We start from the raw sequence: 13,572 nt of genomic DNA, 5'->3' as shown, positions 1-13,572 counted from the left end.
GACTTAGATTTCCAAGTCATTTGCTCACGTCCCTTGCGCACTAATTGCTGAATAGTTGGCATTTTGGAATAATTACCGTTTAAATTTTAAAATTCTTTTAATCCCTACAAGCGCGTCAGACTCAATTAGATAGAGTTCTCCCACACTAATGGGGGTGCAAAGTTAGCAATAAGATATAGAAATCAAAAGGGGAAAATGAAAATTATTTCAAAAACCCGCGAATACCCATTTCCAAACCTCTCAGTTCAGCTAAGCCACGTAAACGACCAATCGCCGTGTAGCCTGGATTCGTCTTCTTCCCTTCTTGTAAATCGTCTAGCATGCGGTGACCGTGATCTGGGCGGAAAGGCAAACGGTAATCTTTGCGACCCGATGCAATCCGTTTATTCTGCTCATTCACTAAACCTTTCATCACTCCGAACATGTCCACATCGCCATCTAAATGATCGGCTTCATGGAAGTTGCCAAATTCATCACGGCGAGTGGCCCGCAAATGAATGAAATTGAAACGGTGTCCTAAACGCTCGACCATTCCTACTAGGTCATTATCCTCTCTAACTCCATAGCTTCCCGTACAGAAACAAAGTCCATTGACGTTACTTTCGTAAGCATTTAATAATTGAACCGCATCACTTTCTGTGCTCACCACGCGCGGCAAACCCAAAATCGGATACGGAGGGTCATCGGGGTGAATTGACAGATTAACTCCTGCCTCCTCGGCTGCTGGCGTAATCTCCCGAATGAATTCATATAAATTCTCACGCAATTCCTTCTCCCCTACTTCGGAATAGGTATCCAAAGCTTCTTGGAATGACTTCAAGGTGAAACTTTCTTCAGAACCTGGAAGACCGGCGATGATATTTCGAATTAATTTTTCGTGTTGTCCCTGTGTCGATTCGTCGAACCATTTTTTAGCTCTAGCAATTTGCTCCGATGTGTAGTGCTGTTCTGCTCCTGGGCGCTTCAATAAGAATAATTCGAAGGCACAGAATTCAGCCGCATCGAAACGTAAACCTGTACTTCCATCTGGAAAACGGAAATCTAAATCGGTACGAGTCCAGTCTAAAATGGGCATGAAATTATAGCAAACGAGATCTAAACCCGCTTTGCCCACATTGCGCAAAGAAGTCTTGTAGTTTTCGTAGTACTGCTTATAATTACCTGAACGTGTTTTGATATCCTCATGCACCGGAATACTTTCGATCACGGACCAGGTCAAACCAGCCGCTTCGATGATGGCTTTGCGCTCCAGAATATCTTTCAATTCCCACACCGTTCCATTTGGAATTTGGTGCAATGCACTCACGATACCAGTTGCGCCAGCTTGACGGACATCGGATAATTTAACGGGGTCGTTTGGTCCAAACCACCTCCATGTTTGTTCTAAGGCCATATTTTATTGTTTACTAATCTTATAAAGGCTTTTGTTAGACAATTTTACCTAGTGCTAGATTAAATAAAAAACCTTGCCTGGAAACCGGGCAAGGTTTTTGTAATCAAGCATTTATATACTTCCTTAAAAATCTCTTTCTAGGGGCGACAAAATTAGGAAGTTTTTTTTCAAACAAAAAAATATCCTATTCATTTTGATGAGCGGGACGCACTAAATCGGTCACCGTTTTTACTGGGTTGAATGTTTCCAAAGGAACTTCCACAAATAAGGTATTCCAATCTGACATCGCACCATTCCAAAGACCCGGTAATTCCATCGCCTTTAATTCTTTTCCATCTTTCGTCTTATCGGTGATAAAACCCGTATTCATATCGCGGTAGTTCAATAAGTTCAAACCACGTGTAGCACACACTAAATCCACTGGATTGAAGTGGGATGCTTGGTGGAATTTGGCTTTTTGGGCTTCATCCTTCATATCGATCTGCGCCGACTCCACTAATTGCAAAGTAAAATTCCCTTTCGCATCCTGGCACCAGAAAGGTCCTCCTCCGGGCTCACCCGTATTTTTCACCACCCCACATACGCGGGTAGGACGAGCTAAAATGGCACGAATTTGTGAGACTTTTTCGGTTTGCGTTAGGGCCGCGAAATCTGCTGACGGAACAAAACCTAAATAGGTAGCCATCTCTTGTAATGCCTCCTTTATCGTTGCCTCGGTTGGATTTTCTTGCAGTTGCTTGTCGAGGTGTTCGATGCCCTCCAAAATCCAAAGCAACAATCCTCCCAAGGCTTTCTTATATTCTATCGTCGGTTGCTTTAATGCATCCGGAACGACATTGTCGATATTTTTAATGAAAATGATATCCGCTTTTAGATCATTTAAGTTCTCCAGTAAGGCCCCATGGCCAGCGGGTCTGAAAAGAAGTGACCCATCTGCCTCGCGGAACAACGTATTATCTGGATTTACGGCAATCGTATCTGTCGTAGGCTTTTGTTCAGAGAAGGTGATTTCGAAATCGATACCTGTTTTTGTGGACCATTTTGGAGCAAGTTTGGCAACCAATTCCTCAAAACCAGCACGATGTTCAGGGGAAACCGTAAAGTGTAAACGGGCTTTTTTGCCGTTCGAAGCATAGGCCGCTGCCTCCACGATGTGTTCCTCTAATGGAGTTCGAGCTCCTTCTGGATAGGAATGGAAGGCGAGAAGGCCTTTGGGTTTTTGACCATAATCCATGCCCTGCTTACCCAATAAATGGGTTAAAATTTCCGCCGATTCGTCTTTTTCCTCCATCAAGTCCCTTAATTCAGGGTAAAATGCAAAGCGATCTAATACGTCAAAAAACTTTGTACACTCCTTGTTTTCCTGGCCTGTCGATAAAAATTCGAACAGGGATTTAAACATGCGAGTGGCTGCACCAGAGGCTGGAACCATCTTCAAAATTGAAAGAGCCGATTTTTGCTGATCAAAACGATCGATAAATTCCCGAAGCTGAGCATCGGAAAATTGAAAAATCCCATTTCCGATGGAGGCTGATTTTTCCAAATTCATCCAGGGGAAACCTGACTTAAAATAATCAACTTGTTGATTAACTTCCGCAGGTGTAATTCCACGTTTCGATAATTGAGCTAAATCCTTCTCTGATAACATACACGCTTTCTTTTGTATCTAAAAATAAGAATTTCTTCGCAGGAATTCCTAAAAATCTGCTCGAGGAGTTCATTCTTTTTTGGTAGATTTGTTTAGACGATGGCAGAGATCAATGACATATTGCAAAAATACTGGGGACACACCTCCTTTAGACCCTTGCAGGAGGAGATCATTCACTCGGTACTTGAAGGCCAGGACACGCTAGCCTTATTACCTACAGGTGGAGGAAAGTCGGTCTGCTTCCAGGTCCCAGCTTTAGCGATGCCTGGAATTTGCATCGTTATCACACCCTTGATTGCCTTAATGCAGGATCAGGTCGATCAGCTGAATCGCCGAGGAATTCCTGCCACGGCCATTTTCTCCGGCCTCCGCAAACGCCAAATCGATATTTTACTCGATAATTGCATTTACGGTAACACGAAGTTTCTCTACGTTTCGCCAGAACGTTTGAAAACAGATCTGTTTATCGAACGTGCGAAGCAAATGAATATCAGCCTTTTGGTGGTGGACGAAGCACACTGTATCTCACAATGGGGTTACGATTTTCGTCCACCCTATCTCGAAATTGCCTCTTTCCGCGAGTTATTTCCTATGGTACCTTGCGTGGCTTTAACTGCCTCCGCGAACGAGGAAGTGAAGAATGATATTCAAGAGAAGTTACATTTCAAGAATCAACAAGTCTTCCAAAAAAGCTTCAGCCGCGCTAACCTCTCCTACTACGTCTTATATGAGGCGGATAAAGAGAAAAAGTTGTGCTCCATGCTACAACGCGTTCCCGGTTCTTCTATTGTCTACGTGCGAAATCGCCGAAGGACGCAGGAGATTTCGGATGTCTTATCTAAAGCCGGATTGTCTAGCACTTTTTACCATGCGGGCTTGCCATCAGAGGTGAGAAGTTCGAGGCAAAAAGACTGGATTGAAGGCAAAATTGATTGCATCGTGGCGACGAATGCTTTTGGGATGGGAATCGATAAACCGGATGTGCGCCTGGTCGTTCATTTGGATTTACCGGATACCATTGAGGCCTATTACCAAGAGGCGGGCCGGGCAGGTCGCGATGAAAAGAAAGCCTATGCAGCTATATTGTACGAGGAAAAAGATATTTTAGACCTCACTGCTCAATGGGAAAAATCCTTCCCGACAGCTGAAATTATCAAGCGCACGTATCAGGCTGTCTCTAATTATTTGCAAGTAGCGGAAGGAAGTGGGGAATTACAGAGCTATGATTTTGACTGGATGGATCTATGCCAAAGATTCAATTTACCCAGCTCCCAAACTTATTTCGCGCTAAAAATGCTCGAAAATGAAGGTTTGATTCTATTGAATGAGGCATTCCAAAACCCTTCCAAAATTCGCTTCATCGTCAGTTCGACCGAACTATATGATTTTCAAATTCGAAATGAGAAATTCGAATCCTTTTTAAAAGGGCTCCTTCGAATCTATGGGGGGAATTTGTACACCCAATTCATCAGTATCTCAGAGGCAGATTTCGCTAATCAAATTAAAATCCCACAAGCGGAAGTGGAGAGAAACCTGGCTTTATTGGAGAAGTTCGAACTGATTGAATATGATAAGCAAAATGGCTTACCTAAACTCGTCTTTCTAACGCCCCGAGCGAACATCGAAAATTTACCGATTCTTTGGTCGGAGTATTTGAAGAAGAAGGAGCGGACGAAAAAGAAAATTGACGCCATGGTTCATTATGTCAAGCATCCGGAGGCTTGCAGGACCCTATTGATTACCTCGTATTTCGGGGAGTCGTTGAAGCAAAGCTGTGGCATTTGTGACCATTGCTTGCAGCGTAAAAAAGAAGCCTCCGGGAAAAATATCCCCGAAGGCCTCGAAGCAGAACGCAAATTGATTCTGACTTATTTAAAAAACGGACCTTTAGCCGTTCAGGATCTGGTAGAATGCCTACGCCCTTTGGCCTCAGCTGAGGCACTTCGCATCATCCAATTCAGCTTGGAGATGGGCGAAATTCACTATAACGCCACTGACGAATTGGCCATCGGCTCTGCCTGAAAAACAAATTTTACGGGGCTCTTCACCTGCTCTTTCAATAAAGCTAAGGCTAACACTTCTTTCGCATCGTCTACATAATGGAAGCTTAAATCTGAGATGTAATGCGCCTCGATTTCCTCCACATCTTTGCGGTTTTTCGAGCACATGATAATCTCCTTGATACCCGCTCTTTTAGCCGCTAAAATCTTCTCCTTAATTCCGCCTACCGGCAACACCTTTCCACGTAGTGTAATTTCACCCGTCATCGCTAACTTCGATTTCACCTTGCGCTGAGTTAAAGCTGAAGCAATCGCCGTTAGCATCGTAATACCGGCAGATGGACCATCTTTAGGCACAGCACCCGCTGGAACGTGAATATGCAAATTGTATTGGTCGAAAATGCGGTAATCAATGCCATATTCCTCCGAGTGCGCCTTCAAGAAACTCAAGGCTGCCATCGCGGACTCTTTCATTACATCGCCTAGTTGACCCGAAAGTGTTAAAACGCCTTTCCCTCGGTTCAATAAAGTCTCGATGAATAAAATATCTCCTCCTACTGGCGTCCACGCTAAACCGGTTACAACACCTGCGTATTCGTTGTTTTCGTAAGAATCCTTATCAAAGTGCTCCTGGCCCAATAATTTAACTACCTCTGTAGCTGAAATTTTGTGCGGATATTCCTGGTCCATCGCGATCAATTTCGTGATTTTACGCACGACGCGACCAATCTCTTGCTCTAATTTACGTACTCCTGATTCACGCGTATATCCTTCTACGACCTTTTGGATCGCGCCATCGTTCATGGAGAACTCCGCTTTCTCCAGACCGTGTTCTTTCTTTTGCTTAGGCAATAAGTGCTTTTTCGCGATTTGGACTTTCTCCTCCATCGTGTAGCCGCTCACCTCGATGATCTCCATCCGATCGCGTAAGGCAGGGTGAATGGTATCTAAATTATTCGCAGTCGCAATGAACATCACCCTAGATAGATCGTAATCACACTCCAAGTAATTATCCATGAATCCGCTATTTTGTTCCGGATCTAAAACCTCTAATAAAGCAGACGAAGGATCGCCGCGGTGGTCTGAACCTACCTTATCGATCTCATCCAAGATGAAAACCGGATTCGATGATCCCGCTTTTTTGATGCTCTGAATCACCTTGCCTGGCATCGCGCCCACATAGGTTTTTCGGTGCCCTCTGATTTCTGCCTCATCCCGAAGACCTCCTAAGGCCATGCGCACGTATTTACGACCTAAAGCCTTCGCAATCGAACGTCCTAATGACGTCTTTCCTACACCCGGAGGGCCATAAAGACATAATATAGGCGCTTTCATGTCGCCCTTCATCTTCAATACCGCTAGGTATTCAATGATGCGTTCCTTTACTTTTTCTAAGCCAAAATGATCTGCATCCAATACCTTTTTCGCCTTCGCTAAATCAAAATTGTCTTTTGTGAATTCTCCCCAAGGCAAATCAGCTAATAACTCGACGTAATTCATCAACATCGGGTATTCCCCGGACATCGAATTCGTGCGTTGTAGTTTGGATAATTCTTTTTGGAAGAAATCATTTACCTCTTTCGACCACTTCTTCTTCGCCCCTTTTGCACGCAAGCCGTCCAATTCTTGCTCAGGACTCTCCACGCCTAATTCCTCCTGTAAGACTTTGATCTGCTGGCGAATGTAATAGTCGCGTTGCTGCTGGTCGATATCACTAGAGGCTTTACTCTGAATTTCACGCTTTAACTCCAAATGCTGAATGTCTTTCAACATGTGCTCAAGCAAGTGAGTCGCTTGTTCGATTCCATCTAAGGTTTCTAATAAAGCTTGCTTCTCCTTCAATTCCGCATTGATATTCGAGGAAAGGAAGTGGACTAAAAAAGCAGAAGATTCGATGTTGTCCAAGGCAATTTGGGCCTCGCGGGGAATCTCTGGGTTGAGATTCAATATCTTTAAAGCGCACTCTTTCAGTGTAGAAACCAGTGCCTTATTTTCCTTATTTAACTTCTTAGGGAATGTGTCCTCTATGTAAGAAACACGAGCTACCAGATTGGGCTCGGTTTTGATGAATTCACTTACTTCAAAACGCTTTCGACCCTGTACGATGATGGTCGTGTTACCACCAGGTAAAACGAACATTTTTACAATGTGCGCGACTGTACCAATTTTATATAAATCATCTGGAGTCGGCTCCTCTTTCGAATTATTCGCTTGAACTAATACACCAATCGTACGATCGCCTTTGTAGGCTTTCTTTACGAGGCGAACAGATTTTTGGCGAGAGACCGTAATTGGAATCACCATTCCGGGAAACAAGACGATATTGCGAATAGGAAGAATAGGCAATTGGTCTGACAAAACGCCCATTTTGTCATCATTATCCATCCCTTCTGACCCGATGGGAATCAATTCAATATTTTCAAAATCAGACATCTCAGAAAGCTGTAAATGCTTAAAAAGGTCATTTGGATTATTCATACCACATTTTTAAATTCTGCTCCTCAATGAGCAGACGATATTAATCAATTTTTATGCCAAACGACAAGATGGCAGTATGATTATCTTGATAATTGTTGAACCTCCTGAGTTTTACGAAAAAGATAGGACTTCTTTTGGCCCTGAAAAGACCAGGAAACAAGGTTCGTTTGATCTTCAAACTCATCTAACAATAAGGAATTCTCGAGATAGGATCCAATTAAGTCAGATGTGCTTGGAATTTCAATATAAACCCAAATCACGTCTTGTTGTTGCTCTGTGCCTAACCAGCGATAAGGGGTAGAAATTTGCTTCCCGGTTCGAAATCCAACGTGCTTACGCACATAGTTTTCTAAGGCTTTTTCAGAGGCCTCATCTCCCGGAATCATTCGAAATTTCTTTCCTAAGTTCGAGCTCATGGTTTGCTCTAGATCATCCTGAAACAGGCGAATGCTAATTTCCCAGCTTTGGTCCTTCTGATTATAGCTCATCTCCGTCACCGAACTGTGAAAGGGGTGGAAATCTGGAGAAAATAGACCCAAAAACAGAACCAGCAGTTTCAATTAGAAAAAGGCTTTAAAGATATCGTTTCCAAACGTATAAGCCATCAAGGCTAGCAAGATAATCATGCCCACCTGCTGCGCTTTTTCCAACACCTTTTCAGAGGCTGGTTTCCCAGTCGCCATTTCATAGAGTAAGAAAATCGCGTGTCCTCCATCCAAAGCTGGAATAGGCAAGATGTTCATGAAGGCCAAAGCCATGGATAATAATCCTGTTAACATCCAGAATCGATTCCAATCCCATACGCCACCGAACATTTGGGCGATACCAATAGGACCGCTCAAGGCTTTCGATGCCGAAACATCACCTGAGGCTATTTTCTTGAAACCTTTGACGTTATCTGTGATGACAGAGAAGGCACGACCTGTTCCAATACTCGCGGCCTCAGCAAACGAATAATCTTCGCGGGTTACCTGAATTAACATCTCAGGTATAAAGCCAATTTGGCCAGAGGAAGCCACTTGCATAGCTAGCGTATCTGCCACGCCGCCGCGTTGAATACCTAAGCGAATCGGCTTGCCAGCGCGCTTTGAAAGCAGTTCTTTTACCTCATGGTAAAAATGTACCGGAGTCGAATCTACCGAAGTGATCACATCCCCTTTCTTCAATCCCGCAGCAAATGCTGGTAATAATTCCGAGGGCTTCGAAGCCGAGAACTTATCGAAGAAACCTGGCTCTTCCGGCGCAGCCACTTCTGCTACTTTGAATGCTGCCACTGGTTCAATAAAACCCGCTTTCTTATCGCTTAATTTTTCGATGAAATTCGATGGGATTTTGATCTCCAAAGTTTGGTCTCCGCGTAGCACTGTATAAGACGAATTCTCGCCTAATAAGACATCTGAAGCCCGTAAATCAGACAATTGCTTGTAATCAGCCCCATTCACACGAATGATTTTATCACCCGTTTTCAAACCGATTTGTTGCCCTAATTCCAAAGCCACAATTCCGTTTTTATTTAACTCTTCTTTCGAAATAAAGTTATTCCCATTCGAATAAGTCAAGCAAACGAAGATCACCACACCCGTAATTACATTCACGATTACACCCCCAAGCATCACGATTAAACGCTGCCAAGCAGGTTTAGCCCGAAATTCCCAAGGTTCAGGATCTTTCGCTAAGGTCGCTGCATCTTGCGTTTCATCAATCATACCAGCGATGGAAACATAGCCGCCTAATGGGAACCAACCTAAGCCGTATTCGGTATCGCCAATTTTCTTTTTGAATAAGGCAAAGTTCAAAAGGGTGGGGATTGGGAACATAAAGTCGAAGAAAAGATAGAACTTCTCGACGCGCATTTTAAACCATTTGGCCGTAATATAATGACCAAATTCATGCAATGTTACTAAAATTGACAACCCTAAAATCAGTTGTCCTGCCATCACTAAACCTTCCATAATTCGCTATTTTCTATTTTTATCCACCCATTCCTGGGCCATGATTCTACTTAATTGATCACTTTCAATATAATCCTCTAATGTCGGATTCGCAATAAAAGTTCCCTGATTCATACAAAATTCATTCAAATCAGACATCGCTAAAAACCCAATTTCATCAGCTAAAAAGGCCGCCACTGCCACTTCATTCGCCGCATTCAATAAACAAGCTTGATTTCCGCCTTTTTCTAGGGCCTGAAATGCAAGCCCTAAATTACGGAAAGTCTGTGAGTCTGCCTGCTCAAAAGTCAAGGACGGATACTGTCTAAAATCAAAACGAGGGAAATTAGCCTTCATTCGATTCGGGTAGCCTAAGGCAAACTGAATCGGCAATTTCATGTCAGGCAAACCCAGCTGCGCCTTGATTGATCCATCTTCAAACTGAACTAAAGAGTGTACAATGGATTGGGGATGTACGACTACTTCGATTTCGGAGGGCTTTACATCAAATAACCAAGCCGCCTCAATCACCTCTAACCCTTTGTTCATCAAACTAGCGGAGTCGATCGTAATCTTCGCGCCCATCGACCAATTGGGATGTTTCAAGGCTTGAGCCCGTGTCACCTGGGCTAATTGCTCTCGGCTAAATCCTCTGAAAGGACCACCTGAAGCTGTTAATATCACTTTTTCAATCGGATTATGGGACTCGCCCATCAAACATTGAAATATGGCCGAATGCTCTGAATCGACAGGTAAAATAGGTACACCCATCTCCCGAGCTAGGGGCATAATCAGGGCTCCCGCCACCACTAAAGTTTCTTTATTCGCTAGGGCAATTGGCTTTCCTGCTTTGATCGCTTTCACGGTGGGCAATAAACCTGCATAACCTACTAAGGCCGTTAATACGATATCGACAGAATCCAAAGTCACCACTTCTTCGAGAGCTTTCGCACCAGAATGAACCTGAATCCCTTTTCCCGATAAAGCTTGTAGAACTTCTTGATATTTCGCCTCATTCCCAATCACCACATGGGCCGGTTTCCAGGCTAAAGCTTGGGTAATGAGTAGGTCAGCTTGGTTTTGGGCAGTTAAAACTTCGACCGCAAACTCGGATGGATGCTCCGCAATTACCTCCAAGGCCTGTGTTCCGATGGAACCCGTGCTACCTAAAATCGCAATTCTTTTCATCGAAGCATCGCGGTTATTTGTTCCACAAAACTTACCCACACTTGTGGATACAACAGCGTCATCGCAACGATTCCAAACAAGGCCCCATACAAGTGTGCGCTGTGATTCACGAAATCACGACTACGTTTATCCATTTCCACCGAATACCAAGTAAACAAACCGGCATAGATAAATCCAGGTATTCCGAAGAAACCGAATAAATAGATTTTCTCTGTCGGGAAGAATAAAATTCCCGCAAATATCACGGCTGAAACCGCTCCTGAGGCACCTAATGAGTTATAATTAGGGTTATTTTTCTGTTTGAAAAAGGTAGGCAAATCTGCCACCACGATTGCAAGCACATAAAACAAGATGTACAATTCCGACGCGATGGACGGAAATAATTGATTAAAAATCTGCTCTAATTGAACCCCAAAAAAGAAGAAGGAAAACAAATTAAAAAATAGGTGCGTAAAGTCAGCATGGATAAATCCTGAGCTAACAAAACGCCAATATTCGTTTCTGTGTTGAATGCGGTAGGGGTTCATCAGCATTTTACCCATTAAGTCCGGCTTTTGCCAAGCAATAAGGGAAATGATAACCGTCACAGCGATAAGTACAATCGAGACCATATAACAACAAAACTACGTTAAACTTCTCGATCAACCAACCCACTCATGAACTTTACTAAGGCTGATTTTTGGTCTTCGGAAATAGCTAAGGTTTGAATTTCTTCGAAAGCTGAATCGAAATAAGAAGCGATGACTCCTTCCGTTTCCTGTTTCAAACCTAAAGAATCATAAATTGCAGTCACTGCTTGTACTTTTTCTGCCGCCACATAGTCCGTAGCTGCCACCCAATTTTCCAGCAAAGCGAGCGTAGATCCGGTCGCTTTCTCGAACGCTTTTATCAGTAAATAGGTTTTTTTATTGGCCAAAATATCTCCACCTGGTTGTTTCCCAAATTTCTCCGGATCGCCATATACGTCTAATAAATCGTCTTTTAATTGAAATCCAAGGCCGATCGTTTCTCCGATGCGGTACAAAGAATCACTCACTGAAGCAGGAACCGAGGCTAACAAGCCCCCCATTTCCATCGAAAATCCGATCAAAACAGAGGTCTTCAAACGAATCATCTCAATGTATTCCTCTACTTTCACATCGTCACGGCTCTCGAAATTCATGTCGAATTGCTGTCCCTCACACACTTCCGCTGCGATGCGGGAAAGACGACCTAACAAGTGCTGAAATGCCTCTAGGCTCAAACCTTGCACCTTATTCAGGTATTGGTAGGCATTCACCAGCATCACATCGCCAGAAAGAATGGCAATATTGTCATTCCATTTTTCGTGCACCGTTTGCTTACCGCGACGCAGAGGAGCTTTGTCCATAATATCGTCGTGCATCAAGGTGAAATTGTGGAAGATTTCCACCGATAGAGCCGCTGGAACCTGCTTTTCCCAGTCGGATTTGAACAGGGAATAAGTCAATAAACAAAGGACAGGGCGAATCCGCTTGCCGCCTAAACTCATTAAATAATGAATGGGGTCGTAGAGCTCACTAGGGTTTTGGCCTATATCTAAACGACTAATTTCCTCTTCGAGGGCTGCTAAAAATGCTTTGTTCATCTTATCTATCTACTTCTCCCATCACTAAGTCCAAGGATCCGATGATGGCAACTAAATCTGCTAAATACGTTCCTTTCGCCAAATAAGGCAACACCGAAAGGTGGTGGAAAGAGCATGCGCGCACTTTCAAGCGTTCTGGAATATCAGAGCGGCCGTCTGTTCGAATAAAGAATCCGAGTTCCCCTTTCGGATTTTCGGCCCTCACATAGGCATCCATCGCCTTAGGACGGATCTTTTTAGGGACCAAAGCCTGAGGATCAAACTCCCTCGTCCTTTTTTCATCCCCCAGCAAGGCCACTAAACATTGTTCCATAATCCTCACAGATTCCTCGCATTCGCGAAGTCGAACGTGATTTCGATCCCAACAATCCCCCACTGTTCCCATCGCACCCTCTCCTACTGGAATATCAAATTCTAGTTCTGGATATACCGAATAGCCATCGATGCGACGTAGGTCAAAAGGCAAGCCCGAACCCCGCAATACCGGACCCGTACAGCCATAATTAATTGCCGCATTCAGGGGCAAAACACCTACATTCGCGGTCCTCTTAATGAATATACTGTTATCTTCTACTAGTTGTTTTACTTCTTTAATCGTGTTTTTGATTACTGGAATCAATTGCTGCACCTTCTCTTCAAAACCTACAGGCAAATCATAGAACAATCCTCCTACCCACACATAATTATACAACATCCTCGCCCCCGATAGCCATTCTAGCAAGCGCTGAATATCCTCTCTATCCCGCATTAGCCATAAGAAAGGGGTATAGGCGCCAATATCTAAACCATAGGTGCCGATTGCGACGCAATGCGATGCGATACGATTCAATTCTGCTACCAGTACACGAATGTACTCGATTCGTTTGGGCAATTTGCCTGTCAAATCCAGCATCTTTTCCACAGCCATCACATAAGCATGCTCCGAGTTCATCGCTGCCATATAGTCCAAACGATCCACGTAAGGGATGATTTGGTTAAAAGGCAGCGCTTCAGCGTGCTTCTCGAAACAACGGTGTAAATAACCTAGGTGAGGAACGACTTCCTTAATCCATTCCCCATCTGAAATCACCTCTAAACGGAGAACTCCATGGGTCGATGGATGTTGGGGCCCAAGCGAGATAATCATCTCCTCCGATTTCAAATCCTCTACCCGAAATTTATTCGGATCAGAATTCTCAAAATTTTCGGGAAGAAATTGATACTGGATGGGATTCATTAAACAAAAATGGGAAATCTAATGGGTAAAAATAAATTTTTTAGGGTATTTTTAGGAAAGGCTTTGGGAAAAAAAGAAATTCTTCTACCTTTGCATTCCGTTTCGAGCAGAG

10 protein-coding genes are annotated in these 13,572 nt (G+C 43.7%); 1 reads left to right on the top strand and 9 read right to left on the bottom strand.

The window, feature by feature from the left end; translation table 11 throughout:
• Window positions 1-202: 202 nt before the first annotated feature.
• Complete coding sequence (gene uxuA, locus ACILP5_RS09620; RefSeq protein WP_395618430.1) at window positions 203-1,393, bottom strand: mannonate dehydratase; 1,191 nt, start codon at window positions 1,391-1,393, stop codon at window positions 203-205.
• Window positions 1,394-1,577: 184 nt separating this feature from the next.
• Window positions 1,578-3,041, bottom strand: coding sequence for a DUF4301 family protein (locus tag ACILP5_RS09615; protein ID WP_395618429.1), 1,464 nt, complete (start codon window positions 3,039-3,041; stop codon window positions 1,578-1,580).
• Window positions 3,042-3,140: 99 nt separating this feature from the next.
• Here ACILP5_RS09615 and ACILP5_RS09610 point away from each other — a divergent pair, with 99 nt between their 5' ends.
• Complete coding sequence (locus tag ACILP5_RS09610; RefSeq protein WP_395618428.1) at window positions 3,141-5,063, top strand: ATP-dependent DNA helicase RecQ; 1,923 nt, start codon at window positions 3,141-3,143, stop codon at window positions 5,061-5,063.
• Here the strand turns inward: ACILP5_RS09610 and lon are convergent.
• The 7 genes from lon to ACILP5_RS09575 all read right to left on the bottom strand — a co-directional run bounded on the left by lon (window position 5,024) and on the right by ACILP5_RS09575 (window position 13,460).
• Window positions 5,024-7,519, bottom strand: a complete 2,496-nt coding sequence (gene lon, locus ACILP5_RS09605; protein WP_395618427.1) for an endopeptidase La — start codon at window positions 7,517-7,519, stop codon at window positions 5,024-5,026. The two genes, ACILP5_RS09610 and lon, sit on opposite strands and share 40 nt — an antisense overlap.
• An 80-nt stretch (window positions 7,520-7,599) precedes the next feature.
• Window positions 7,600-8,079, bottom strand: a complete 480-nt coding sequence (locus tag ACILP5_RS09600; RefSeq protein WP_395618426.1) for a DUF6702 family protein — start codon at window positions 8,077-8,079, stop codon at window positions 7,600-7,602.
• Entirely contained in the window at window positions 8,080-9,471 is a 1,392-nt protein-coding gene (gene rseP / locus ACILP5_RS09595) for an RIP metalloprotease RseP (protein WP_395618425.1), read from the bottom strand.
• A gap of 6 nt (window positions 9,472-9,477) precedes the next feature.
• Window positions 9,478-10,638 carry a 1-deoxy-D-xylulose-5-phosphate reductoisomerase gene (locus ACILP5_RS09590; RefSeq protein WP_395618424.1) on the bottom strand — a complete coding sequence of 387 codons (1,161 nt, stop codon included), beginning with the start codon at window positions 10,636-10,638 and terminating at the stop codon, window positions 9,478-9,480.
• Window positions 10,635-11,249, bottom strand: coding sequence for a rhomboid family intramembrane serine protease (locus tag ACILP5_RS09585; protein ID WP_395618423.1), 615 nt, complete (start codon window positions 11,247-11,249; stop codon window positions 10,635-10,637). Before ACILP5_RS09585 ends, ACILP5_RS09590 begins: the two co-directional genes overlap by 4 nt.
• A gap of 17 nt (window positions 11,250-11,266) precedes the next feature.
• On the bottom strand, window positions 11,267-12,244 hold the full coding sequence (locus ACILP5_RS09580) for a polyprenyl synthetase family protein (protein WP_395618422.1): 978 nt from the start codon (window positions 12,242-12,244) through the stop codon (window positions 11,267-11,269).
• Window position 12,245: 1 nt separating this feature from the next.
• Entirely contained in the window at window positions 12,246-13,460 is a 1,215-nt protein-coding gene (locus ACILP5_RS09575; RefSeq protein ID WP_395618421.1) for an NADH-quinone oxidoreductase subunit D, read from the bottom strand.
• Window positions 13,461-13,572 lie beyond the last annotated feature (112 nt).

Origin of the sequence: Aquirufa sp. (genome assembly GCF_044239315.1) — a bacterium.
Lineage (GTDB): Bacteria > Bacteroidota > Bacteroidia > Cytophagales > Spirosomataceae > Aquirufa.
This window is presented reverse-complemented; position numbering and strand designations above follow the sequence as displayed.

Excerpts from the sequence above, each read along its gene's own strand:
- uxuA (WP_395618430.1), bottom strand. The coding sequence starts at position 1,393 with ATGGCCTTAGAACAAACATGGAGGTGGTTTGGACCAAACGACCCCGTT.
- ACILP5_RS09615 (WP_395618429.1), bottom strand. The coding sequence starts at position 3,041 with ATGTTATCAGAGAAGGATTTAGCTCAATTATCGAAACGTGGAATTACA.
- ACILP5_RS09610 (WP_395618428.1), top strand. The coding sequence starts at position 3,141 with ATGGCAGAGATCAATGACATATTGCAAAAATACTGGGGACACACCTCC.
- lon (WP_395618427.1), bottom strand. The coding sequence starts at position 7,519 with ATGAATAATCCAAATGACCTTTTTAAGCATTTACAGCTTTCTGAGATG.
- rseP (WP_395618425.1), bottom strand. The coding sequence starts at position 9,471 with ATGGAAGGTTTAGTGATGGCAGGACAACTGATTTTAGGGTTGTCAATT.
- ACILP5_RS09590 (WP_395618424.1), bottom strand. The coding sequence starts at position 10,638 with ATGAAAAGAATTGCGATTTTAGGTAGCACGGGTTCCATCGGAACACAG.
- ACILP5_RS09585 (WP_395618423.1), bottom strand. The coding sequence starts at position 11,249 with ATGGTCTCGATTGTACTTATCGCTGTGACGGTTATCATTTCCCTTATT.
- ACILP5_RS09580 (WP_395618422.1), bottom strand. The coding sequence starts at position 12,244 with ATGAACAAAGCATTTTTAGCAGCCCTCGAAGAGGAAATTAGTCGTTTA.
- ACILP5_RS09575 (WP_395618421.1), bottom strand. The coding sequence starts at position 13,460 with ATGAATCCCATCCAGTATCAATTTCTTCCCGAAAATTTTGAGAATTCT.